This window comes from Mesorhizobium sp. M0601 (genome assembly GCF_040320845.1).
Classification (GTDB): Bacteria; Pseudomonadota; Alphaproteobacteria; order Rhizobiales; family Rhizobiaceae; genus Mesorhizobium.
The window spans coordinates 431,014-451,458 of the sequence record NZ_JAMYQK010000001.1; the positions used below are offsets into that span (position 1 = coordinate 431,014).

Below are 20,445 nucleotides of genomic sequence, written 5' to 3' on the forward strand. Positions count from 1 at the left end.
TTTAGCGCACGTCGTTCAGACCGTGCTAGGGAATTGCCACGAGCACCGCAGCCTTCGAAATTTCGCCATCGTGCTTCGGCGAGGAGCGGGCGCCGTTTCTCTCGCCAAGGCGGGTCGCTGAACTGCTAGGGGTCAATACGACAGAACTGGCGGGGCTGACCGGTCTCGCGCGCAACACGCTTGCCGCCGAGTCCGGTGCGCGCAAGGTCGACGCCGCATTGAGTCCCATCGTCCGTATCCTGGCGATGGCCGGCGAGATGGCCGGTGATGAACATCGTGCGGCGATCTGGTTCAAGCATCAGCCGATCCCCGGTTGGGCCGGAAAGACCGCCTACGATCTGGTTCGCGAAGGCAAGACGGACAAGGTGCTTGCCTATCTGGAGGCAGTCCGCTCCGGCATCTATGCCTGAAACCAGGCTGACCCTGTGGCGCGCTTTTGTGCCGCGCTGGGCCGCTGTGAGCTGCTATGCTTCTTGCACGCGTTCGTATCCGGCCGCCTTCGCGGCCCTGACGAACTTGCGGTCAAAAGTCGCGAAGCCAGCGCAGTGAGCGGACTTGCCCAGATGCAGCGCATCAGCGAAATCCAACCCCTGTTCCGAGAGGTCGAGCGCGGACGACACGACCGCCCCGTCTTCCACCTCTACCGTGGGAAGCCCGCTAAACACCCGTAGCGTACGGGCGATTTCAAGCGGCGCAAAACCGTAGGCGCTGCGCAACACCCATTCGACTTCCAGCATCACCGTGACGGCGACAAAGACCGGCTGGCTATCGATCAGCGCCCGGGCGCGGGAAGACTGCGACGGGTGATCGCCCGTCAGGTAGCGGACGATCAGGTTGGTATCAATTGCGAGCATGGCGCCGCCGCGCTTCGGCGAGCACGCCCGCGTCCATTTCCTCCAACGTCTTCGGCCTGCCACTATAGCGCAGCGATCCAAACACGTCCTCTGGCCGTGTCTCGGCGAAGACTGGCGCAGGCTTCAGTAGCACGCCCTCCGGGGTATCCTCGACCAGAAGGCGTGTGCCGGCATGCCACTCCCTCCGTTTCCGGATCGCGCTGGGCAGGATGACCTGTCCCTTGGTCGAGACCGTAGTTACGAGCTTCTTTGCGGCAGCCATCTGCGCACGTCCTTAGGTGTAAGACGAATGTAAGATAGTCGAAGCTCTCCGCAAATTCAAGGCGCAAGCTACTCCTACTTAAAGCGATGACAAGGCAGTGGGCGACGGGGATTGGTTGTTCCGGAGCGGCGATAATTCGGCGTCAACTCCATCAAACCCTGGTGCCGCCGACTGTCATCTGGTTCATCCTGAGATGCGGCTGGCCGACGCCGACCGGCACGCCCTGTCCGGCCTTGCCACACATGCCGATGCCGGTGTCGAGCTTCATGTCGTTGCCGATCATCGCCACACGATGCATGGCATCCGGCCCGTTGCCGATCAGCATGGCGCCCTTGATCGGTTGCGTCACCTTGCCGTTCTCGATCATGTAGGCTTCGGTGCAGCCGAACACGAACTTGCCCGAAGTGATGTCAACCTGGCCGCCACCGAACGACACGGCATAGATGCCGTTCTTGACCGAGGCGATGATCTCGTCCGGCTCCATGTCGCCCGCTGTCATGTAGGTGTTGGTCATGCGCGGCATAGGCTCGTGCGCGTAACCTTGGCGTCGCCCGTTGCCGGTGGCTTTCATGCCCATCAGCCGGGCGTTCTGGCGGTCCTGCATGTAGCCGACCAGCTTGCCATCGTCGATCAGCACGTTATGGGCCGATGGCGTGCCCTCATCGTCGACGGTAAGCGAGCCACGCCGCTCGGGCAGGGTGCCGTCGTCAACGACGGTGACGCCTTTCGCCGCCACCTGCTGGCCAAGCAGGCCGGCAAAGGCCGACGTCTTCTTGCGGTTGAAATCGCCCTCCAGCCCGTGGCCGACGGCCTCGTGCAACATGACGCCCGGCCAGCCGCTCGACAGCACGATGTCGAAAGTGCCGGCAGGTGCTGGAACCGCTTCGAGATTGACCAGCGCTTGCCGCAATGCCTCCTTGGCCGCGTGCCGCCAGCTGTCCTCGATCAGGAATTCACCGAAATCCTTGCGGCCTCCCATGCCGTAGGAGCCGCTCTCCTGGCGGTCGCCGTCGCCGACCACCACCGACACGTTGATCCTGACCAGCGGACGGATGTCGCGCACCATCTGGCCGTCGGCGCGCATGATCTCGACATGCTGCCAGGAGGCGGCGAGCGACGCCGTCACCTGCCTGACGCGCGGATCCTCGGCCCGCAGCCATGCATCGATTTCCTGAAGCAGCTTGGCCTTGGCCTCGAAGGAAGGCGAGGGGATAGGGTTTCCGTCGCCGTAGAGGTGGCGGTTGGTGCGGGCAGGCGCTGCGGCAAGCGTGCCGGAATAGCCGCTCTTCACCGTCGAAACGGCATCGGCGGCGCGCAGCAGCGAGGCTTCGGAGAGATCGCTGGAATGGGCGTAGCCGCTGGCTTCGCCGGCGACGGCGCGCAGGCCGAAACCCTGGTCGGTGTTGAAATTCGCGGTCTTCAGCTTGCCATTGTCGAACATCAGCGATTCGCTTTCGCTATATTCGAGAAACAGTTCGCCGTCGTCGGCGCCGTTAATAGTCTCGGCAACGATTTGCTTGATGCGATCGTCGGAAATGTCAAATTGGCCGATCAGGCTGTTCATGGCAGGTCCATTCGCAGGAGGATTGTTTCCCACGATGTAGGCGCGAAGGCCCGCACAGACAATCTGAAATGAGATTTGCCGTGACCTCGGCCGGTCAACATCACTGGATCGTGCTACAAGACCCAGGCTCAAGGCAGGGCGGCGAAGCCGTCGGCGAAACCCTTGAGGTCGACGGGAATGCCGATGCCCTCTTCCGGCGTCTGGAAGACGATGAAGGTGGCGGACGTACCAGTCTTCAGCGTGTCGAGCAGCGGCTTTTCCAGGATGACCTCGGCATAGCAGCCGTCCTGGAAACAGCGCACGAAATAGGCGCGGCCGATATCCTTGCCGTCGACATTGAGGCCGAGGCCGTTGGGCAACAGCACGCCGAGCGGCGCCAGCACACGCAGGATTTCGGCCTTGTTGTCCGCTGTGCGCAGCACGACGACGGAAAGACCCATTTCCGGACGGTCCTCGGCGACGACGTTCTGCATCATCACGCATTGTTCGGATGTAGCACCGGCGGGCGTATCGCAGATGATCGACCACGCCCCATGCGTTGACTTCACCGTGCCGCTTGGCTGCGCGGCATTGGCCAGGCCGGCACCGGACAAGCCTATTGCGGCGGCAACAAAGATGACCTTCGCCAAGGTTCTCGAAAGCCAAGGGTTCATGACGGCTCCATTGCGAATCACGGCACTTTAAGCCGCACTAAACCCAAGTAAAGGACGAGACCCCGGCGATCTGCCCCGACACAGGCGACAATGCGCTTTTCAGTGCCAATTTCGCCCTAATTGCGACGGCTCCGCACGCCGCGCGGCTCATTCTACCCGGATGCCGCTCTGGTGATTCGCGGCGAGCCGTCACCGCACGAAGCCAGCGCCGCGCTTGCGCGCAAAAATGCCGCACGGGTTCCGGCGCTCCTTTCTTGCGGAGGCAAATAGAGTATGGTTTGAACCAGCCTTGAATTGTCCGGGATTCCCGTCCCGGCCATTGTTCGACATTCTTGCGGTCCGATCGCGAGGAACTGGGAGATGACGAGGGCGATGAAAAAATTCCTGGCAACCGCCAAAATCGTAGCTAGTGCCGCCGCCGCGTTGTTTGCCGCTGCATCCGCTCATGCAGCCCAGCCCCAACCTTGGGAAACCAGTTTTCAGCCTCCGGCGACCGACATTATGCGGCAGATCGAGTGGTTCGGGAACTACTCGTTCGCGTTCATCATTGTGATCACCGCCTTGGTGCTTTTCCTGATTGCCTACTGCATTTTGCGGTTCCGGGCGAGCGTCAACCCGACGCCGTCGCGCACCAGCCACAACACGCTGATCGAGGTCATCTGGACTGTCGGTCCCGTCGTCATCCTGCTCTGTCTCGCCATTCCCTCGTTCCAGCTGCTGACCGCGCAATACACGCCGCCGGAAGAAGCCAAGCTGACCGTCAAGGCGACCGGCAATCAGTGGAACTGGGACTACGAATACCAGGTCGACAACACGCTTTCCTTTAATTCCGCGATCCTTCAGGATGCTGACAGGGCTGCTGCCGGCAAGGAAGATCGCGCCGCGTATCCGCGCCTGCTCGCCGTCGACAATGAGATGGTGGTGCCGGTCAGCACCATGACCCGCGTGCTGGTGACGGCGACCGACGTCATTCACGCCTTTGCCATGCCGTCCTTCGGCATCAAGACCGACGCGGTGCCGGGCCGCATCAACGAGGTCTGGTTCAAGGCCGACAAGGAAGGCCTCTATTACGGCCAGTGCTCGGAACTCTGCGGCAAGGACCACGCCTTCATGCCGATCGCCATTCGCGTCGTCTCCGATGCACAATACAAGACCTGGCTGGCGGCAGCCAAAACCGACCTTCCCGGCGCCAACAAGGCGCTGATGGCCGAGGTCGATGGCACGAACAAGGTAGCGGCCGCCGGCAATTGATGCCGCGACCAGAAAAGATTCAGGGAACGGAGCCGACCATGGCGCACGCTGCAGCTCACGACGACCACGACCACAAGCCGTATCATGGCTGGGTCCGGTGGGTGTATTCGACCAACCACAAGGACATCGGTACGCTTTATCTGATCTTCGCGATCATGGCGGGCTGCATCGGTGGCGCCTTGTCGGTCGTCATGCGCATGGAATTGCAGGAGCCGGGCATCCAGATATTCACTGGCCTGGCGCAGATGGTCTACGGCATGAATGGCGACGCCGCCATCGACGGGGGCAAGAGCATGTACAATGCTTTCACCACCGCGCATGCGCTGATCATGATCTTCTTCATGGTGATGCCGGCGCTGATCGGCGGCTTTGCCAACTGGATGGTGCCGATCATGATCGGCGCGCCGGATATGGCCTTCCCGCGCATGAACAACGTCTCGTTCTGGCTGCTGCCGCCGGCTTTCATCCTGCTGATTTTCTCGGCCTTCGTCCCGAGTGCGCCCGGCGCCTACGGCGTCGGCGGCGGCTGGACGCTTTATCCGCCATTATCGACATCGGGCCAGCCCGGACCGGCCATGGACCTGGCGATCCTGTCAATCCACATCGCCGGCGCCTCCTCGATTCTTGGCGCCATCAACTTCATCACCACCATCTTCAACATGCGCGCGCCCGGCATGACCATGCACAAGATGCCGCTTTTCGCCTGGTCTGTGCTGATTACCGCCTTCCTGCTGCTTCTGTCGCTTCCGGTGCTGGCCGGCGGCATCACCATGCTGTTGACCGACCGCAATTTCGGCACCACCTTCTTCGCCCCGGACGGTGGCGGCGATCCGATCCTGTTCCAGCACCTGTTCTGGTTCTTCGGCCATCCGGAGGTCTACATTCTGATCCTGCCGGGTTTCGGTATCATCAGCCATATCATCTCGACCTTTTCGAGGAAGCCGGTGTTCGGCTATCTCGGCATGGCCTATGCGATGGTAGCCATCGGCGCGGTGGGCTTCATCGTCTGGGCCCACCACATGTACACGACGGGCCTATCGCTCGACACCCAGCGCTATTTCGTCTTCGCCACCATGGTCATCGCGGTGCCGACGGGTGTGAAGATCTTCTCGTGGATCGCCACTATGTGGGGCGGGTCGATTTCGCTCAAGACCCCGATGCTGTGGGCGATCGGCTTCATCTTCCTGTTCACTGTTGGCGGCGTCACCGGCGTGCAGCTGGCCAATGCCGGCCTCGACCGCCCGCTGCACGACACCTATTTCGTGGTCGCGCACTTCCACTACGTGCTGTCGCTGGGCGCGGTCTTCGCGATCTTCGCCGGCTGGTACTACTGGTTCCCGAAAATGACCGGCTACATGTATTCGCCGGTGATCGCGAACACCCACTTCTGGGTCACTTTTGTCGGCGTCAACCTGGTCTTTTTCCCGCAGCACTTCCTCGGCCTTTCCGGTATGCCGCGTCGCTATATCGACTATCCGGATGCCTTCGCCGGCTGGAACATGGTGTCGTCCTACGGCTCGTACATCTCGGCTATCGGCGTCGTCATCTTCCTGTTCGGCGTCTTCGAGGCGTTCCAGAAGAAGCGGGTCGCCGGCGCCAATCCTTGGGGCGAGGGTGCGACCACGCTGGAATGGCAACTGCCTTCGCCGCCGCCGTTCCACCAGTGGGAACAGTTGCCGAAGATCAAGTAGGCGGTTGCCTCCTTTAATACGGAGCCGCCGGCCGACCGGCGGTTTTGGCCAACGGAATGATGGACTTTAAGTACGCATGGCCCTTGCCGAAGACAGACTGATTGACGAGCCGGCCTTCCGCATGTCGGAAGCGACGGCGGGCGATTTCTTCGCCCTGCTGAAGCCGCGCGTCATGTCGCTGGTGGTGTTCACTGCGTTTGTCGGCATGGTCGCCGCTCCGGTGACCATCAATCCGCTGCTGGCGGTGATCGCGATCCTAGCTATTGCCATCGGCGCCGGCGCCTCCGGTGCGCTCAACATGTGGTATGACGCAGACATCGATGCGGTGATGACGCGCACCGCCGGCCGTCCCGTGCCGGCCGGCCGTATCCGGCCAGGCGAGGCATTGAGTTTCGGGCTGGTGCTGTCGGTTCTGTCGGTGATGACGCTCGGCGTGCTGGTCAACTGGTTGGCAGCATCGCTTCTGGCCTTCACCATCTTTTTCTATGCCGTCATCTATACGATGTGGCTGAAGCGCTGGACGCCGCAGAACATCGTCATCGGCGGGGCTGCCGGTGCCATTCCGCCGGTCATAGGCTGGGCGGCGGTAACCGGATCGGTCAGCCTCGAAAGCTTGGTGCTGTTCCTGGTCATCTTCCTGTGGACGCCGCCACATTTCTGGGCGCTCGCGCTGTTCAAGTCGGAGGACTACGCCAAGGCAGGCATTCCGATGATGCCGAATGTCGCCGGCCAGGCCTCGACCAGACGCCAGATCTTTGCCTATGCGCTGGTCCTCGCGCCGGTTGGCGTGCTGCCCTGGGTTCTCGGGTTCACCACGCCGGTCTATGGCATCGTTGCATTGCTGCTCGGCGCCGGCTTCGTCTGGTATGCGTGGAGGGTGCTGCAAATGGCCGATGACGACCGGGCGATGAAGCCGGCCAAGGCCTTGTTCGGCTATTCGCTGCTCTATCTCTTCGCCATCTTCGCCGCCTACCTTGGCGATTGTGTCGTCGCGCGCGCGCTGACCATTGGTGGAGCATGAGCATGGCCGAAAAGAAGCTTGAACTGGTCACGTTGACCGAACGTCAGCAGAAGGCCCGCCGCAATCGCTCGGCCGCAATCGGTTTCGCGCTGGCGGCGCTGGTCGTCATATTCTACGTCGCGACCATCGTGAAATTTGGTCACAGTTTCCCCGGCTCGATGTGAGCTCACAATGACCAGGCAAACAGTCACCGATCCTAAGAAGAAGAATACGAACCGTGTCGTCGCCGGCGTCTGCATCGCGTTCTTCGGCGGCATGATCGGCATGGCCTACGCCGCGGTGCCGCTCTACGCGATGTTCTGCCAGGCGACAGGCTACGGCGGCACCGTCAAACGGGCGACCCAGCAATATGCCGATCGGGTGCTCGATCGCGACATCACCATCCGCTTCGACGCCAACACCGCCGGCGTTCCCTGGCAATTCCAGCCGGTCGCCCGCTCGATCACCATCAAGATCGGCGAAACCGCCGAGGCGCATTTCAGCGCGACCAACAAATTCAACCGTCCCATCACTGGACGCGCCACCTTCAACGTGCAGCCGGAACTGGCCGGACCTTACTTCAACAAGGTCGAGTGTTTCTGCTTCACCGACACGACGCTGAAGCCGGGCGAGACACTGGACATGCCGGTCGTCTTCTATGTCGATCCCGACATCGTCAACGCGCCGGAATTGAAGGATCTGACGACGATTACCCTGTCCTACACGATGTTCCCGGTCGACAAGACCAAGCCGGTCGCATCATCGGTGCCGGCCGACGGCCGCCGCAACAAGATTTCAGATACCGAAGCAAGCCTCGGGGGTTGATATGGCAGACGCACACGCAAAACCACAACATGACTACCACCTCGTCGACCCGAGCCCGTGGCCGTTCCTGGGCTCCGTCGGGGCGCTGGTGACCGCGTTCGGCGGCGTCTGTTACATGCAATACCTCAAGGGCGGCGATTTCCCGATCTTCGGTTTCAATGTCGCCAATCCATGGCTGTTCTTCATCGGCCTGCTGATCGTCATCTACACGATGTTCGCCTGGTGGTCGGATACGATCAAGGAGGCGCATGAGGGACACCACACCCGTGTCGTGTCGCTGCATCTGCGCTACGGCATGATCATGTTCATCGCCTCCGAGGTGATGTTCTTCGTCGCCTGGTTCTGGGCCTTCTTCGACGCCAGCCTGTTTCCGGGCGAGGTCCATCAATACGCCCGTACCGCCTTCACCGGCGGCGTCTGGCCGCCCAAGGGCCTCGAAGTTCTCGACCCCTTCCATCTGCCGCTCTACAACACCGTCATCCTGCTTCTGTCGGGTACCACGGTGACCTGGGCGCACCACTCGCTCATCCACGGCGACCGCAAGGGCCTGATCAATGGGTTGGTGCTGACCGTCGGCCTCGGCATGCTGTTCACCATGGTGCAGGCCTACGAGTACATGCACGCGCCGTTCGGCTTCAGGGATTCGATCTACGGCGCCACCTTCTTCATGGCGACCGGCTTCCATGGTTTCCACGTCATCATCGGCACGATCTTCCTGTTGGTCTGCCTGATCCGCGCCATAAAGGGCGACTTCACGCCCAAGCAGCATTTCGGCTTCGAGGCCGCCGCCTGGTACTGGCACTTCGTGGACGTGGTGTGGCTGTTCCTGTTTGCCTCGATCTACGTCTGGGCATCGAACGGCGCGATGATCGAACCGCACTGAGATCGAACTGAGGAAATCGACAAGGCGGCTGCGGCGACGTGGCCGCCTTATCTTTTGCGGCAAATGCTCCTAGGATGATCCCATGAGCGACGACAAGGCGATCTGGCCACCAATCGATCCGATCTCGGCCGGCTTGCATGGCCGCTGCCCCCGCTGTGGCGAGGGCAAGCTGTTCTCCGGGTTCCTCACGGTCGGCAATCGCTGCACCAATTGCGGCCTCGATTATTCTTTCGCCGATGCTGGTGACGGGCCGGCGGTGTTCGTTATCCTGATCATCGGCTTCATCGTCGTCGGCCTGGCGTTGTGGATGGAGGTGACGCTCAATCCACCGCTTTGGCTGCATCTGCTGCTGTGGATTCCGCTGACGCTGGTGCTTTGCCTGGCGGCGCTCCGGCTGATCAAGGGCGTGCTGCTGACGCTGCAATACCGCAACAAGGCGGCCGAGGGCCGGCTGGACCGCGGCGAATGAGCGAGGCATCAGGTTCGGTGGCCGGCCGGTCGCGGCCCAAGCGCGCATTGGCGCTCGGCCTGGGTATCGTCGTGTTTTTGATCCTGCTGGCGCTCGGCACCTGGCAGGTTCAGCGCCTGCACTGGAAAGAGGGCCTTCTCCAGACGATCGACCAGCGTACGCATTCGGCGCCTGTACCATTGGCCGAGGTCGAAAAGCGGTTTGCTGCCACCGGCGACGTGGACTACACGCCGGTGATGGTGACCGGCACTTTCCTGCATCAAGACGAGCGGCATTTCCTCGCCACCTGGGAAGGCCAGTCCGGTTTCGACGTTTTCACGCCGCTGCAGCTCGACGATGGCCGTTTCGTGCTGATCAACCGCGGCTTCGTGCCCTACGATTTCAAGGATCCAGCCAAGCGGCCGCAGGGGCAGGTAACGGGCAAAGTGACGGTGACGGGGCTCGCCCGCAACCCGCTGCCGGCCAAGCCCTCGATGATGCTTCCCGACAATGACCCGCAGAAGAACATCTTCTACTGGAAGGACCGTGACGCGATGGCCTCGAGCGCCGGCCTGCCGACAGGTGCGGCGCTGGTGCCGATCTTCATCGATGCGAACGCCACGCCCAACCCCGGCGGGCTGCCGGTTGGCGGTGTCACCGTCATCGACCTGCCGAACAGCCATCTGCAATATGCGATAACCTGGTACGGCCTTGCCGCCGCCCTTGCCGGCGTCCTGATCTCCTGGCTCCGCCGCCCGGCGAAAGACCAATGATCGCCGCCACTACCCTTGACAGGGCAGGGCCGCGCACCTCATTTCGCGCCTTGAGCTCAGAAGTCATAGTCCGATCAACCGGCCCACAATCAGCGTAAGATGCAATCATGCTTCACACAAAGCCGCCGCTGACCATCCGGCTCTGCCAGCCCCGCGGTTTCTGTGCGGGCGTTGACCGTGCCATCCAGATCGTCGTGCTGGCGCTGAAGAAATACGGCGCGCCGGTCTATGTCCGCCACGAGATCGTGCACAACCGCTACGTCGTCGAAGGGCTGCAAAGCCTCGGCGCGGTGTTCATCGAGGAGCTCTCCGAGATCCCGCCCGAGCATCGCCAGAGCCCGGTCGTCTTTTCGGCGCATGGCGTGCCGAAATCGGTGCCGGCCGACGCCCAGTCCCGCAACCTGTTCTATCTCGATGCGACTTGCCCGCTGGTCTCGAAAGTCCACAAGCAGGCGATGCGCCATCAGCGGCTTGGCCGCCACGTGCTCTTGATCGGCCATGCCGGGCATCCGGAGGTGATCGGCACAATGGGCCAGTTGCCGGACGGCGCGGTAACTCTGATCGAGACCGAGGCCGACGCCGCAAGCTTCGTGCCCGCAGACCCACAAGCGCTCGGCTTCGTCACCCAGACGACGCTGTCGGTCGAGGATACCGCCGGTATCATCCGCGCCCTGCAGCAGCGTTTTCCCGAGCTGCACGCGCCGGCGGCGGAATCGATCTGTTATGCCACCACCAATCGCCAGGAAGCGGTCAAGGAAACAGCGGCCGGCGCCGATCTCTTCCTGGTTGTCGGCGCACCTAACTCGTCCAACTCGCGGCGCCTGGTCGAAGTGGCCGAGCGCGCCGGCGCCTCGATGTCGCTTCTCGTGCAGCGCGCCTCCGAAATTCCGTGGAATGAGATTGCCGGCATTTCGACGCTCGGCCTGTCGGCGGGCGCCTCGGCGCCGGAGATCATCGTCGACGAGATCGTCGATGCGTTCAGGCAGCGCTTCGACGTGACCATCGAGCTGGCCGTGACGGCGACGGAGACGGAGGACTTTCCGGTGATGCGGGTGTTGCGCGATGTCGAACTGACGGCTGCCGACATGGCCTTCGTCAACGGGGCCGCGTAGCAACGATGGCGGTTTACACCGACGTCAACGAGGGCGAGCTCGGCGCATTCCTCAGGAACTATCCGGTCGGCGACCTCTTGTCCTACAAGGGCATCGCCGAAGGCACCGAAAACTCGAATTTTCTGCTGCACACCAGCAGCGGCTCCTACATCCTGACGCTTTACGAGAAGCGCGTCGACAAGGCTGACCTGCCGTTCTTTCTCGGCCTCATGGCCCACCTCGCCAGAAAGGGCATCTCGTGTCCGCTCCCGGTCACCGCACATGATGGCGGCGTGATCGGAACACTTGCCGGCCGGCCGGCGGTCATCATCACCTTTCTCGAAGGCCTGTCGCTGCGGCGGCCGACGGCTGCACATTGCGGCGAGGTCGGCAAGGCGCTGGCGGCACTGCATCTCGCCGGCGCGGATTTTCCGATGACCCGCCCCAACGCCCTTGCCATCGATGGCTGGCGCAAGCTGTGGAATGCCGCCCGCGCCCGCGCCGACGAGGTCGAGCCGGGACTGGCGGCCGAGGTCGATGCCGATTTCGCCGATTTCGAGCGGAACTGGCCGAACGGTCTGCCGCAAGGCATCATCCATGCTGATCTTTTCCCGGACAATGTGTTTTTCCTCGGCGAGAAACTGTCCGGGCTGATCGACTTCTATTTCGCCTGCAACGACCTCTATGCCTATGACGTTGCCACGTGCCTGAACGCCTGGTGCTTCGAGAAGGATTTTTCCTTCAATCTGACCAAGGGCACGGCGCTGCTTGCCGGCTACCAAAGCGTGCGGCCGTTGAGCAGTGACGAGAAAGCTGCGCTGCCGATGCTGGCGCGCGGTTCGGCGCTGCGCTTCATGCTGACCCGGCTCTACGACTGGCTGACGGTCCCGGACGGCGGCCTGGTGATGAAACGCGACCCGACCGAGTATATCCGCCGGATGCGCTTCCACCGGGCGATCAACTCTCCTTCCGAATATGGACTGACATGACCAAGCGCGTTGAAATCTTCACCGATGGTGCCTGTTCGGGCAATCCCGGGCCTGGCGGCTGGGGCGCAATCCTGCGCTTCAACGGCGCAATCAAGGAGCTCCATGGTGGCGAGGCTCTGACCACCAACAACCGCATGGAGTTGTTGGCGGCCATCTCGGCGCTCAATGCGCTCAAGGAGCCTTGCGTCGTCGATCTTTATACCGACAGCAACTACGTCAAGGACGGCATTTTCGGCTGGATCGACGGCTGGAAGCGCAACGGCTGGAAGACGGCCGCCAGGCAGCCGGTGAAGAATGCCGAGCTGTGGCAGCAGCTCGACGCTGCGCGCAACCGCCACCAGGTCACCTGGCATTGGGTCAAGGGCCACGCCGGCCATCCCGAGAACGAGCGCGCCGACGAATTGGCGCGGCTCGGCATGGCGCCATTCAAGACGAAGTCGGCGAAACCCGTGCTCGCGTCCGTGCCGCCGGAGGAAGGCACCCACTCCAGGCAATCGGCGGCCAAGAAGGTTCGGCGCTCGACCCAGAGTTATTGATCCGGTTGAACTGGCGTGTCAGCGGATCAGAAGGGCGGTGCCGAACAGTCCGATGGCAAACACCGTATGCGACACAAGATTGAGGGCGCGGACCTGCATCGGATTGGGCCGCTTCGAAGCGGCCCAGCCGGCGCCCATGCCGGGCGCCAGCAGAAACCACCCGGCGCCGACGGTGACGATGCCGAGCATAAAAGCCGGCAGGAAGGTCGGCGCGGTGAGCCAGGCCGTTCCGGCCAGCACGACCAGTATGACGCCGTAGACGATGCCGACAGCATAATGAAAGGCCCAGCCAAGTACTGATTCATGCGGGTAGGGCGAGGCCTCGCCAATGTCGTCATGGAAGACCTTGCCTTCCCTGAGATGCCAGACCCAGCGGCCGACCAGCCCCCAGTTCGGCCGCGGCTGAGCAAACGCCTTGTTCAGGAAAATCGCCCAGACATCCATAAGCGCGGTTGCGCCGATGCCGATCGCGACGCTGCGCCAGACGATGTCAGACATAATCGAGGTCCCCAGAAGCAAGCAGTCCCGAAGGGCCGACGCATGGTCCCGAAAAACCGGGTCGGCTTTCGGAAGGATCATGCGCCGATGCAAAAGTCAGCGTCCTTTGGACGTTGAGCGCTCGAAGGCGCCCTTTGCCGTGCCTGGCCTAGGCTGTCGCCAGGACGGAAAGCTGTCCGAGAATGTGAGCCGCACCGGATTCGTCGACGCCGGGCTTTGTCTCGACATTGAGTGCGGTGACCTTGCCGTCATCGACGATCATCGAAAAACGCTTCGAGCGTAGCCCCATGCCGCCGCTGGAGAGGTCGGCGTCGAGGCCGACGGATTTGGCGAAATCGCCATTGCCATCGGCAAGATAAAGGATTTTGCCTTCACCGCCGCTGAAGCGGGCCCAGGCCCCCATAACGTGAACATCGTTGACCGAGACAACGGCGATAGTGTCGACGCCGCGCGCCAGGATGGCGTCGTAATTGTCCAGGTAGCCGGGCAGATGATTGTTGCTGCAGGTCGGCGTGAAGGCGCCTGGAACGCCAAACAGCACGACCTTCTTTCCTGAGAATAGCTCGCCCGTCGTTATCGGCTTTGCACCGTCGGCGGTCATTGTCTTGAAGGTCGCATCGGGCAGTTTGTCGCCAACGGAGATCGTCATGATGGTCCTCGCTTGGAAATGGAAGGGAGTGTCCTTGCGATAGCGAATTAAGGCGCGCCCGGCAACCGTCCAGACGTTGGCATCACGGGAATGGCAACAGGCCTTCGACCGCGCCTGCGGCACTTGTCAGTGTGTAGTGCAGGCCGCCATCGGTTGGCGTTGTCGACGGCCTGTCGAGGATCGGCACAGTAAAGATCAGCTTGCCATCCTTTTCGCTGCGTGCCGGGGCACCGAACATGTAGTCGCGTTCGCCGGCAACGAAGAAGTCGGCGCCCTCGGGGCTGCCCGGAAAGCTCGCTTCGACAATCAGCGTTTCGTGGTCGCCCGGCAGTACGTTTATGCCGAAATCGGGCGTTGCCGTGGCGGGCAGGGTGGCAAGGCCTGCCTTGACCAGTGCCGCGTCCTCGGCGTTGTCCGGATCGGCGCCGGGATCGACGGTCAGCCTTGTCTGCACCGGGATGCAGATGGTTTCGCAGATGCCGAGGAAAATGTCCGCATCGATGACGGCCGGCTGGCCGGGCGCGGCAAGCGTGAACGTCACCGGCAACGAAACGGGGTGGTCGTAGCCGGCCCATTTGCCGTAGCCGTCGTCGTGGCGCTGCGGCGGCGGAAACGAAAGCGTCGCGTCGGCAATGTTGGTGCTGGCCGAGACGTCGATCTGTGGCGGCACGCCCGCATCGCCCGGATCGCGCCAATAGGTCTTCCAGCCGGGCTTCAGCGCAATGTCGAGGACGCCCTGGAGACGCCCGGCCTCATCGGCCTTGCCGCTCGTCACCAGCCGCACCCTGCCGCCTTCGCTGTTGTACCAGGCCGATGAGGAGGCTGAGGCGGGGAGGCCGGTCGCCGATCCAATGGCTACGCCAAGCAGCAGGATTTTCAAGCTTTGCATGGCAATGATTTGATCGTCTGTTGATGGCCGCACAATGATTTCATGACGCCGCCGGCATCATATTTGCGTGACCTTCGATTTACGAGCCTGATCAAATCGGGCGCCGCCCATCTTTTCGACGCCCCGGAAACGCGTTACGCTGTGGCCATGGATTTGTTGCGCCATAAAAGGACGGCCGCAGGACCCGGCTTTCTCGACGATCAGTTCCTGATTGCCATGCCCGGCATGAAGGATGACCGCTTCACGCGCTCTGTCATCTACATTTGCGCGCACAGCGACGAAGGCGCGATGGGGCTGATCATCAACCAGACGCAGCAGATGCTGTTTCCGGACCTGCTCGTGCAACTCGGCATCATGAACGAGCTGGAGGCAATTCGCCTGCCGCCACCGGCGCGCGACTTCGTCGTGCGCAATGGCGGACCGGTGGATCGTAGCCGCGGCTTCGTTCTGCATTCGGGCGACTACCGGGTGGAATCCTCGCTCGCCGTGTCCGACGATGTCTGTCTGACCGCGACCGTCGACATATTGCGCGCCATCTCCTCCGGCCGCGGACCCCGGCGGGCTCTGATGGCGCTTGGCTATGCCGGCTGGGGTGCGGGCCAGCTTGAAAACGAGATCGTCGAGAATGGCTGGCTGACTTGCCCGGCAAGTGCCGAGCTTCTGTTCGACGCCGACATCGATCGCAAATATGACCGGATCCTCGCCTCGATCGGCATTGATCTCGCGCATCTCAGCCTGGCTGCCGGTCACGCCTGAACCTCATTACGTCCTGAAACTTGTCACGCTTGGGTCAACGGATACTGTTCCTTCAGCGTCTTCAGCACCTGGTCGCCCGGCATCGGCGCGCCGAACATGAAGCTCTGCACGTACTCGCAGCCCATCTGCCGCAACTCCAGCGCATCGCTCTCGTCCGAAATGCCTTCGGCGACAACCGACAGGCCGAGTTCATGCGCCATATTGACCATGGATTTGAGCAGCACCGCACGTTTCGGCGTCGCGTCGTCGACGAAGCTCTTGTCGATCTTGATGGTGTCGAATGGAAAGCGCGTCAGATAGGCCAGCGATGAATAGCCGGTGCCGAAATCATCCAGCGACAGGCCGATGCCAAGCTGCTTCAGCTTGGTCAGCACATGGGCGGTCTGCTCGGGATTGTCCATCACCAGCGATTCGGTGAGTTCGAGCCGGAAGCAGCGCGGTTTCAGGTTGGCTCGCGCGATCACCGAGCGGACGTCGCTGACCAGGTCGCGGCGGATGAGCTGACGGCTGGACAGATTGACCGAGACCGACAGCGGCGCATCGCCGATCTGCTTTTGCCATCCCGCCAGGTCTTCGGCAGCCTGTTGCATGGCGAACAGCCCAAGCTGCACGATCAGGCCGCAGTTTTCGGCGACCGGAATGAAATCAGCCGGCGGGATCATGCCGCGACGCGGATGGTCCCAGCGCAGCAGCGCTTCGAAGCCTGCGACGCTGCCGTCCTCCAGCCGCACGATCGGCTGGTAGGCAAGCGTGAATTCGCGTCGTTCGATGGCGCGGCGCAGATCGGACTCGAACTGCAGCCGGTCGGTGCCGACGGTGCGGAAGGCGGGACGGAATGGCTCGATCCGGTCGCCGCCGAAGCGCTTGGCCTGATGCATGGCAAGCTCGGCATCCTTGACCATGTCCTCGGCTGAGGTCTGCGTGGCGGTCCAGGTGATCAGCCCGATCGAGGCGGTCAGCACGATCTCGCGCTTGGCGAAGGTGATCGGGTTGTTGATGGCGTGCTTGATGGCATCGGCAATGCCCGCGATGCGAGCCGGATCCTGCTCCGACAAAAGCATCAGCGCGAACTGGTCGCCGGCAAAGCGCGACAGCGAATCCTTCGGCTTGAGCAGCCGGTGCAGCCGCCGCGCGATGGTCAAAAGGATGGTATCGCCGGCCGAGATGCCGAGCCCGTCATTGACCTGCTTGAAGCGGTCGATGTCGATGACGAAGACGGTCGGGCGCACCTTCTCTTCGGTGCGGGCGATCGAAATGATCGCCTCCAGCCGGTTCATGAACAACTCGCGGTTGGGCAGGCCGGTGAGATTGTCATGTACGGCGTCATGCAGCAGCCGTTCCTCGGACTTCTTCTGCTCCGTCACGTCGACCATGGTGCCGACGCAGCGGATGACCTCGCCGTCCGAGCCGATCACCGGCCGGGCGCGCAGCGAAAACCAGTGATAGTGCCCGTCGGCGCCGCGCAGGCGGAAGTTTTGCGACACCCGGCCGCGCCGGTGCTCGAGCACCACGTCGAGCGTCGTGCGAAACGTGTCGCGGTCGTCGGCATGCAGCACCGGCAGCCAGTTGCGGGCGGGCCCGCCGAGACTGTTGGGGGCAAGGCCGAGCTGAATGCTGACGTCGGGACGAGTGACGACGCGGTCGCGCAGCACGTCCCAGTCCCACACGGTATCGCCCGATCCGGCAACCGCCAGCGCCTGGCGCTCGAGATCGGAGAACAGGCCCTGATGCAGGGCGCCGCCGGCAAAAGCGTGCTGCATCACCGTGAAGCCGATCAGCAGGATGATGAGGATCAGCCCGCCGCCCAGCGCCGGCTGGGCGATATCGTTGTCCAGCATGCCGGTGATCGCCATCCACGATCCGCATAGCCACAGCAGAACCATCACCCAACTGGGCACCAGCATGATGGCGCGGTCGTAACCGCGGATACCGAGGAAGATGATCAGGCCGAGCCCGGTCAGCGCGGTGGCGGCGAAGGACAGCCTGGCAATGCCAGCGGCAACCGCCGGATCGATGATGGCGACACCGGCGATCAGCACCAGCCCGAGAATCCAGACCAGCGCGCCGTAGCTGAAATGGCCGTGCCACCGGTTGAGATTGAGATAGGCAAACAGGAACACCACGAAGGTCGCCGCGAGCGCCACCTCCGTTCCGGCGCGCCACATCTGCTCATTGCCCGGTGAGATCTCTATGATCTTGTTGAGAAAGCCGAAATCGACGCAGATATAGGCAAGCACCGCCCAGGCTAGGGCCGCCGTTGCCGGGAACATCGAGGTCCCCTTGACGACGAAAAGGATGGTCAGGAACAGCGCCAGCAGGCCGGCAATGCCGATGACGATGCCACGAAACAGCGTGTAGGAATTGACCGAATCCTTATAGGATTCAGGGTCCCACAGATAGACCTGCGGCAGCTTGGGCGAGGCAAGCTCGGCGATGAAGGTAATCACCGTTCCCGGGTTCAGCGTGACCCGGAAGACGTCGGCGTCGGGGCTGGTCTGGCGGTCGAGCGCAAAGCCTTCGCTGGGCGTGATCGCGGCGATACGGGTCGAGCCGAGATCCGGCCAGAACAGGCCGGAATTTACCAGCCGGAAATGCGGTGCGACAATCAGCCTGTCGAGCTGCTGGTCGGTGGTATTGGCCAGCGCGAACACCGCCCAATCACCGCTCGAGCGCGCATCATTTGCCTCGACCTCGATGCGCCGCACGATGCCGTCCGGGCCTGGCGCGGTCGACACCTGAAAATTCTCGCCCTGGTTCCGGTAGATCAAGACGGCCCCCGAAAGATCGAGCGCAACGTCGTCGCGGGCGATCTTGATCGGTTCTACGGCAAAGGCCGAGGACGCCGCGCAGAGCGTGACGATTGCCGCCAGCATAAAGGCAAGCAGCGACCCCTTGCGCAGAAAATTCGTCAAAATCAGCCCTTTGTTCCAACGCCCGGCGGATCGTCCGCGATTCGGGCGTATAGGTAATGGTCCTGCCAGATGCCGTTGATCCTGAGATAGGATCGTAGCAGTCCTTCGCGCCGGAATCCGGCTTTTTCAAGCACGCGGATCGACCGGGCGTTGTCGGGAATACAGGCAGCTTCGATCCGGTGCAATCGCAGCGTTTCGAAGGCGAAACGCGTCACCACTCTTACGGCATCGGTCATCAGGCCGCGTCCGCTGAAGCGCTCGCCGATCCAGTAGCCGATATGGCCGCTTTGGGCGACCCCGTGGCGGATATTGCCGAGGGTGATACCGCCGGCCAGCTTGCCGCTGCTTTTCTCGAAGATGAAGAAGGCGATCGCCGTCCCCTGCGCGTAGTCCTCGCGGTAGCGCCCGATACGATGCCGCCACGCCGTGCGGTCGAGTTCGTCAGGGGTCCATCGCGGCTCCCACGGCTCAAGGAAGGCGCGGCTTTCACTGCGCAGCACCGACCACTCGCGATAGTCGTTGGTCAGCGGTACGCGCAGCGTGACAAGCTCGCCCTTCAGTGCCGGCAGGTCGCGGCGAAAGAAAGGGAGCGCGAACACGACGCTCGAGTAGGCTTAGACGGCGAGCTTGCGGGCAGTGGTCTGCGTGCCCGAAAGCGAATCGAGGATCGCCTCATAGGGCGCGAGCGTACCCACCGGCCCGACGGCTGTAAGCGTCGGCTTGGTCGAAAAAAGCCGCGACGACAGGTCCGTCAGCCGCTCGACCGTCAGCGCCGACAGCCGCTCCATCAACTCTTCCTTGGCTATCGGCCTGCCGAACAGAAGCAACTGCCTGGCGATCTGCGAGGCGCGGCTGGCCGGGCTCTCGGCCGACATGATCAGCCCGGCGCGGTACTGCGCACGCGCCCGGTCGAGCTCCTCCTGCAGGATGTTTTCACCGGCCTTTTGCAGCTCGTCGATGATCACAGGCACCAGCTCGGCAATATCGCTTTGTCCGGTCGCCGCATGGACCCCGAAGACGCCGGTGTCGGAAAAACCCCAATGGAAGGCGTAGACCGAATAGCACAGGCCGCGTTTCTCGCGGACTTCCTGGAAAAGCCGCGACGACATGCCGCCGCCCAGGATCATCGACAGGACCTGGGAGGCGTAGAAATCGCGGACGTGATAGGCGCGGCCCTCGAAACCCAGCACGATCTGCGCGTCCATCAGGTCGCGGTCCTCGCGAAAATCGCCGCCGACATACTGCGCATATTGCGGGATGGTGCCGTCGGCCTTGCCGCGGAAGCTGCCGAGACGCTTTTCGACCTCGCGCACGAAATCGTCGTGCTTGATATCGCCGGCCGCCACCATCACCATGTTCTCGGCGCCGTACTGTCGTTCGATGAAGTCGTGCAGCTGCTTCGAAGTGAAGGATTTGACGGTTTCCGGCGTGCCAAGAATCGAGCGGCCGATAGTCTGGTGGCGGAAGGCGGTCTCGGTAAAGTGATCGAAAACGACGTCGTCGGGCGTATCGTGCGCGGCGCCGATCTCCTGCAGAATCACATGCTGCTCTCGTTCCAACTCCTGCGGATCGAATTCGGATTCCTGCAGGATGTCGGAAAGGATATCGACGGCCAGCGGCACGTCGTCGCTCAGAACCCTTGCATAATAGGAGGTCGTCTCGACGCTGGTGGCGGCATTGATCTCGCCGCCGACGTCCTCGATCTCCGAGGCAATCTCGAAGGCGCTTCGCCGACTGGTGCCCTTGAAAGCCATGTGCTCGAGCAAGTGCGCCATTCCGTGCTCTTCGTCACGCTCGTTGCGTGCGCCCGACTTGACCCAGGCGCCAAGGGCAACAGATTCGAGGCTTGGAAGGGTTTCGGTGGCGACTGTCAGGCCGTTCGACAGACGGCTTACCTCAACACCCATATGGCAATTACTCC

At 62.5% G+C, this 20,445-nt stretch carries 23 protein-coding genes; 13 read left to right on the plus strand and 10 right to left on the minus strand.

Annotated features, from left to right (window positions below):
- The first annotated feature begins 59 nt into the window (after positions 1–59).
- Complete coding sequence (locus NKI41_RS02160) at positions 60–410, plus strand: antitoxin Xre/MbcA/ParS toxin-binding domain-containing protein (protein WP_502898868.1); 351 nt, start codon at positions 60–62, stop codon at positions 408–410.
- Between the two features lie 54 nt (positions 411–464).
- On the opposite strand, the gene NKI41_RS02165 is transcribed toward NKI41_RS02160, so the two are convergent.
- The 4 genes from NKI41_RS02165 to NKI41_RS02180 form a co-directional block, all read right to left on the minus strand.
- A complete protein-coding gene (locus NKI41_RS02165) occupies positions 465–854 on the minus strand; it encodes a type II toxin-antitoxin system VapC family toxin (protein WP_023674128.1) in 390 nt (129 codons plus the stop codon).
- Entirely contained in the window at positions 841–1,116 is a 276-nt protein-coding gene (locus NKI41_RS02170) for an AbrB/MazE/SpoVT family DNA-binding domain-containing protein (protein WP_352449889.1), read from the minus strand. Before NKI41_RS02170 ends, NKI41_RS02165 begins: the two co-directional genes overlap by 14 nt.
- 151 nt (positions 1,117–1,267) lie before the next feature.
- A complete protein-coding gene (gene tldD / locus NKI41_RS02175) occupies positions 1,268–2,680 on the minus strand; it encodes a metalloprotease TldD (RefSeq protein WP_352501957.1) in 1,413 nt (470 codons plus the stop codon).
- Between the two features lie 128 nt (positions 2,681–2,808).
- Complete coding sequence (locus tag NKI41_RS02180; RefSeq protein WP_352449887.1) at positions 2,809–3,333, minus strand: invasion associated locus B family protein; 525 nt, start codon at positions 3,331–3,333, stop codon at positions 2,809–2,811.
- A gap of 372 nt (positions 3,334–3,705) precedes the next feature.
- On the opposite strand from NKI41_RS02180, the gene coxB reads away from it, so the two are divergent.
- The 11 genes from coxB (at position 3,706) to rnhA (ending at position 12,820) form a co-directional block, all read left to right on the plus strand.
- Positions 3,706–4,584 carry a cytochrome c oxidase subunit II gene (gene coxB, locus NKI41_RS02185; RefSeq protein WP_352470656.1) on the plus strand — a complete coding sequence of 293 codons (879 nt, stop codon included), beginning with the start codon at positions 3,706–3,708 and terminating at the stop codon, positions 4,582–4,584.
- Positions 4,585–4,622: 38 nt separating this feature from the next.
- Positions 4,623–6,275 carry a cytochrome c oxidase subunit I gene (gene ctaD, locus NKI41_RS02190; protein ID WP_352470655.1) on the plus strand — a complete coding sequence of 551 codons (1,653 nt, stop codon included), beginning with the start codon at positions 4,623–4,625 and terminating at the stop codon, positions 6,273–6,275.
- Between the two features lie 76 nt (positions 6,276–6,351).
- Complete coding sequence (locus NKI41_RS02195) at positions 6,352–7,296, plus strand: heme o synthase (protein ID WP_352681163.1); 945 nt, start codon at positions 6,352–6,354, stop codon at positions 7,294–7,296.
- Positions 7,293–7,460 carry a cytochrome c oxidase system small membrane protein gene (locus NKI41_RS02200; RefSeq protein WP_023674135.1) on the plus strand — a complete coding sequence of 56 codons (168 nt, stop codon included), beginning with the start codon at positions 7,293–7,295 and terminating at the stop codon, positions 7,458–7,460. The genes NKI41_RS02195 and NKI41_RS02200 overlap by 4 nt, the downstream gene beginning before the upstream one ends.
- Before the next feature lie 7 nt (positions 7,461–7,467).
- Entirely contained in the window at positions 7,468–8,100 is a 633-nt protein-coding gene (locus NKI41_RS02205; protein ID WP_352449884.1) for a cytochrome c oxidase assembly protein, read from the plus strand.
- A gap of 1 nt (position 8,101) precedes the next feature.
- Positions 8,102–8,983, plus strand: a complete 882-nt coding sequence (locus NKI41_RS02210) for a cytochrome c oxidase subunit 3 (RefSeq protein WP_352449883.1) — start codon at positions 8,102–8,104, stop codon at positions 8,981–8,983.
- 82 nt (positions 8,984–9,065) lie between these two features.
- Positions 9,066–9,452: a DUF983 domain-containing protein gene (locus NKI41_RS02215; RefSeq protein WP_352470653.1), complete on the plus strand. Its 387-nt coding sequence runs from the start codon at positions 9,066–9,068 to the stop codon at positions 9,450–9,452.
- A complete protein-coding gene (locus NKI41_RS02220; RefSeq protein WP_352540099.1) occupies positions 9,449–10,204 on the plus strand; it encodes an SURF1 family protein in 756 nt (251 codons plus the stop codon). Before NKI41_RS02215 ends, NKI41_RS02220 begins: the two co-directional genes overlap by 4 nt.
- A gap of 107 nt (positions 10,205–10,311) precedes the next feature.
- On the plus strand, positions 10,312–11,316 hold the full coding sequence (ispH, locus tag NKI41_RS02225) for a 4-hydroxy-3-methylbut-2-enyl diphosphate reductase (RefSeq protein ID WP_254818458.1): 1,005 nt from the start codon (positions 10,312–10,314) through the stop codon (positions 11,314–11,316).
- Between the two features lie 5 nt (positions 11,317–11,321).
- Positions 11,322–12,284, plus strand: coding sequence for a homoserine kinase (locus NKI41_RS02230; protein ID WP_352456890.1), 963 nt, complete (start codon positions 11,322–11,324; stop codon positions 12,282–12,284).
- Positions 12,281–12,820: a ribonuclease HI gene (gene rnhA / locus NKI41_RS02235; RefSeq protein WP_352470651.1), complete on the plus strand. Its 540-nt coding sequence runs from the start codon at positions 12,281–12,283 to the stop codon at positions 12,818–12,820. The genes NKI41_RS02230 and rnhA overlap by 4 nt, the downstream gene beginning before the upstream one ends.
- An 18-nt stretch (positions 12,821–12,838) precedes the next feature.
- Here rnhA and NKI41_RS02240 read toward each other — a convergent pair whose 3' ends face one another.
- The 3 genes from NKI41_RS02240 to NKI41_RS02250 all read right to left on the minus strand — a co-directional run bounded on the left by NKI41_RS02240 (position 12,839) and on the right by NKI41_RS02250 (position 14,856).
- Positions 12,839–13,318, minus strand: coding sequence for a DUF2938 domain-containing protein (locus NKI41_RS02240; RefSeq protein ID WP_352470650.1), 480 nt, complete (start codon positions 13,316–13,318; stop codon positions 12,839–12,841).
- Between the two features lie 148 nt (positions 13,319–13,466).
- Entirely contained in the window at positions 13,467–13,967 is a 501-nt protein-coding gene (locus NKI41_RS02245) for a peroxiredoxin (protein ID WP_352470649.1), read from the minus strand.
- Positions 13,968–14,049: 82 nt separating this feature from the next.
- Positions 14,050–14,856, minus strand: a complete 807-nt coding sequence (locus NKI41_RS02250) for a protein-disulfide reductase DsbD domain-containing protein (RefSeq protein ID WP_352456894.1) — start codon at positions 14,854–14,856, stop codon at positions 14,050–14,052.
- A 147-nt stretch (positions 14,857–15,003) separates the two neighbouring features.
- Here NKI41_RS02250 and NKI41_RS02255 point away from each other — a divergent pair, with 147 nt between their 5' ends.
- A complete protein-coding gene (locus NKI41_RS02255) occupies positions 15,004–15,612 on the plus strand; it encodes a YqgE/AlgH family protein (RefSeq protein ID WP_031211061.1) in 609 nt (202 codons plus the stop codon).
- A 23-nt stretch (positions 15,613–15,635) separates the two neighbouring features.
- Here NKI41_RS02255 and NKI41_RS02260 read toward each other — a convergent pair whose 3' ends face one another.
- From NKI41_RS02260 to NKI41_RS02270, 3 genes are read right to left on the minus strand one after another with little or no spacing between them, the layout of a single operon-like run.
- A complete protein-coding gene (locus NKI41_RS02260) occupies positions 15,636–18,524 on the minus strand; it encodes an EAL domain-containing protein (protein ID WP_352470648.1) in 2,889 nt (962 codons plus the stop codon).
- 2 nt (positions 18,525–18,526) lie between these two features.
- On the minus strand, positions 18,527–19,123 hold the full coding sequence (locus NKI41_RS02265) for a GNAT family N-acetyltransferase (RefSeq protein WP_352470647.1): 597 nt from the start codon (positions 19,121–19,123) through the stop codon (positions 18,527–18,529).
- A 15-nt stretch (positions 19,124–19,138) separates the two neighbouring features.
- Complete coding sequence (locus NKI41_RS02270) at positions 19,139–20,431, minus strand: M16 family metallopeptidase (protein ID WP_352470646.1); 1,293 nt, start codon at positions 20,429–20,431, stop codon at positions 19,139–19,141.
- Between the last annotated feature and the right edge of the window lie 14 nt (positions 20,432–20,445).

What these genes read in the sequence shown, in the direction of transcription:
- NKI41_RS02165 (WP_023674128.1), bottom strand. Translation starts at nt 854, where the DNA reads ATGCTCGCAATTGATACCAACCTGATCGTCCGCTACCTGACGGGCGAT.
- NKI41_RS02170 (WP_352449889.1), bottom strand. Translation starts at nt 1,116, where the DNA reads ATGGCTGCCGCAAAGAAGCTCGTAACTACGGTCTCGACCAAGGGACAG.
- tldD (WP_352501957.1), bottom strand. Translation starts at nt 2,680, where the DNA reads ATGAACAGCCTGATCGGCCAATTTGACATTTCCGACGATCGCATCAAG.
- NKI41_RS02180 (WP_352449887.1), bottom strand. Translation starts at nt 3,333, where the DNA reads ATGAACCCTTGGCTTTCGAGAACCTTGGCGAAGGTCATCTTTGTTGCC.
- coxB (WP_352470656.1), top strand. Translation starts at nt 3,706, where the DNA reads ATGAAAAAATTCCTGGCAACCGCCAAAATCGTAGCTAGTGCCGCCGCC.
- ctaD (WP_352470655.1), top strand. Translation starts at nt 4,623, where the DNA reads ATGGCGCACGCTGCAGCTCACGACGACCACGACCACAAGCCGTATCAT.
- NKI41_RS02195 (WP_352681163.1), top strand. Translation starts at nt 6,352, where the DNA reads ATGGCCCTTGCCGAAGACAGACTGATTGACGAGCCGGCCTTCCGCATG.
- NKI41_RS02200 (WP_023674135.1), top strand. Translation starts at nt 7,293, where the DNA reads ATGAGCATGGCCGAAAAGAAGCTTGAACTGGTCACGTTGACCGAACGT.
- NKI41_RS02205 (WP_352449884.1), top strand. Translation starts at nt 7,468, where the DNA reads ATGACCAGGCAAACAGTCACCGATCCTAAGAAGAAGAATACGAACCGT.
- NKI41_RS02210 (WP_352449883.1), top strand. Translation starts at nt 8,102, where the DNA reads ATGGCAGACGCACACGCAAAACCACAACATGACTACCACCTCGTCGAC.
- NKI41_RS02215 (WP_352470653.1), top strand. Translation starts at nt 9,066, where the DNA reads ATGAGCGACGACAAGGCGATCTGGCCACCAATCGATCCGATCTCGGCC.
- NKI41_RS02220 (WP_352540099.1), top strand. Translation starts at nt 9,449, where the DNA reads ATGAGCGAGGCATCAGGTTCGGTGGCCGGCCGGTCGCGGCCCAAGCGC.
- ispH (WP_254818458.1), top strand. Translation starts at nt 10,312, where the DNA reads ATGCTTCACACAAAGCCGCCGCTGACCATCCGGCTCTGCCAGCCCCGC.
- NKI41_RS02230 (WP_352456890.1), top strand. Translation starts at nt 11,322, where the DNA reads ATGGCGGTTTACACCGACGTCAACGAGGGCGAGCTCGGCGCATTCCTC.
- rnhA (WP_352470651.1), top strand. Translation starts at nt 12,281, where the DNA reads ATGACCAAGCGCGTTGAAATCTTCACCGATGGTGCCTGTTCGGGCAAT.
- NKI41_RS02240 (WP_352470650.1), bottom strand. Translation starts at nt 13,318, where the DNA reads ATGTCTGACATCGTCTGGCGCAGCGTCGCGATCGGCATCGGCGCAACC.
- NKI41_RS02245 (WP_352470649.1), bottom strand. Translation starts at nt 13,967, where the DNA reads ATGACGATCTCCGTTGGCGACAAACTGCCCGATGCGACCTTCAAGACA.
- NKI41_RS02250 (WP_352456894.1), bottom strand. Translation starts at nt 14,856, where the DNA reads ATGCAAAGCTTGAAAATCCTGCTGCTTGGCGTAGCCATTGGATCGGCG.
- NKI41_RS02255 (WP_031211061.1), top strand. Translation starts at nt 15,004, where the DNA reads ATGGATTTGTTGCGCCATAAAAGGACGGCCGCAGGACCCGGCTTTCTC.
- NKI41_RS02270 (WP_352470646.1), bottom strand. Translation starts at nt 20,431, where the DNA reads ATGGGTGTTGAGGTAAGCCGTCTGTCGAACGGCCTGACAGTCGCCACC.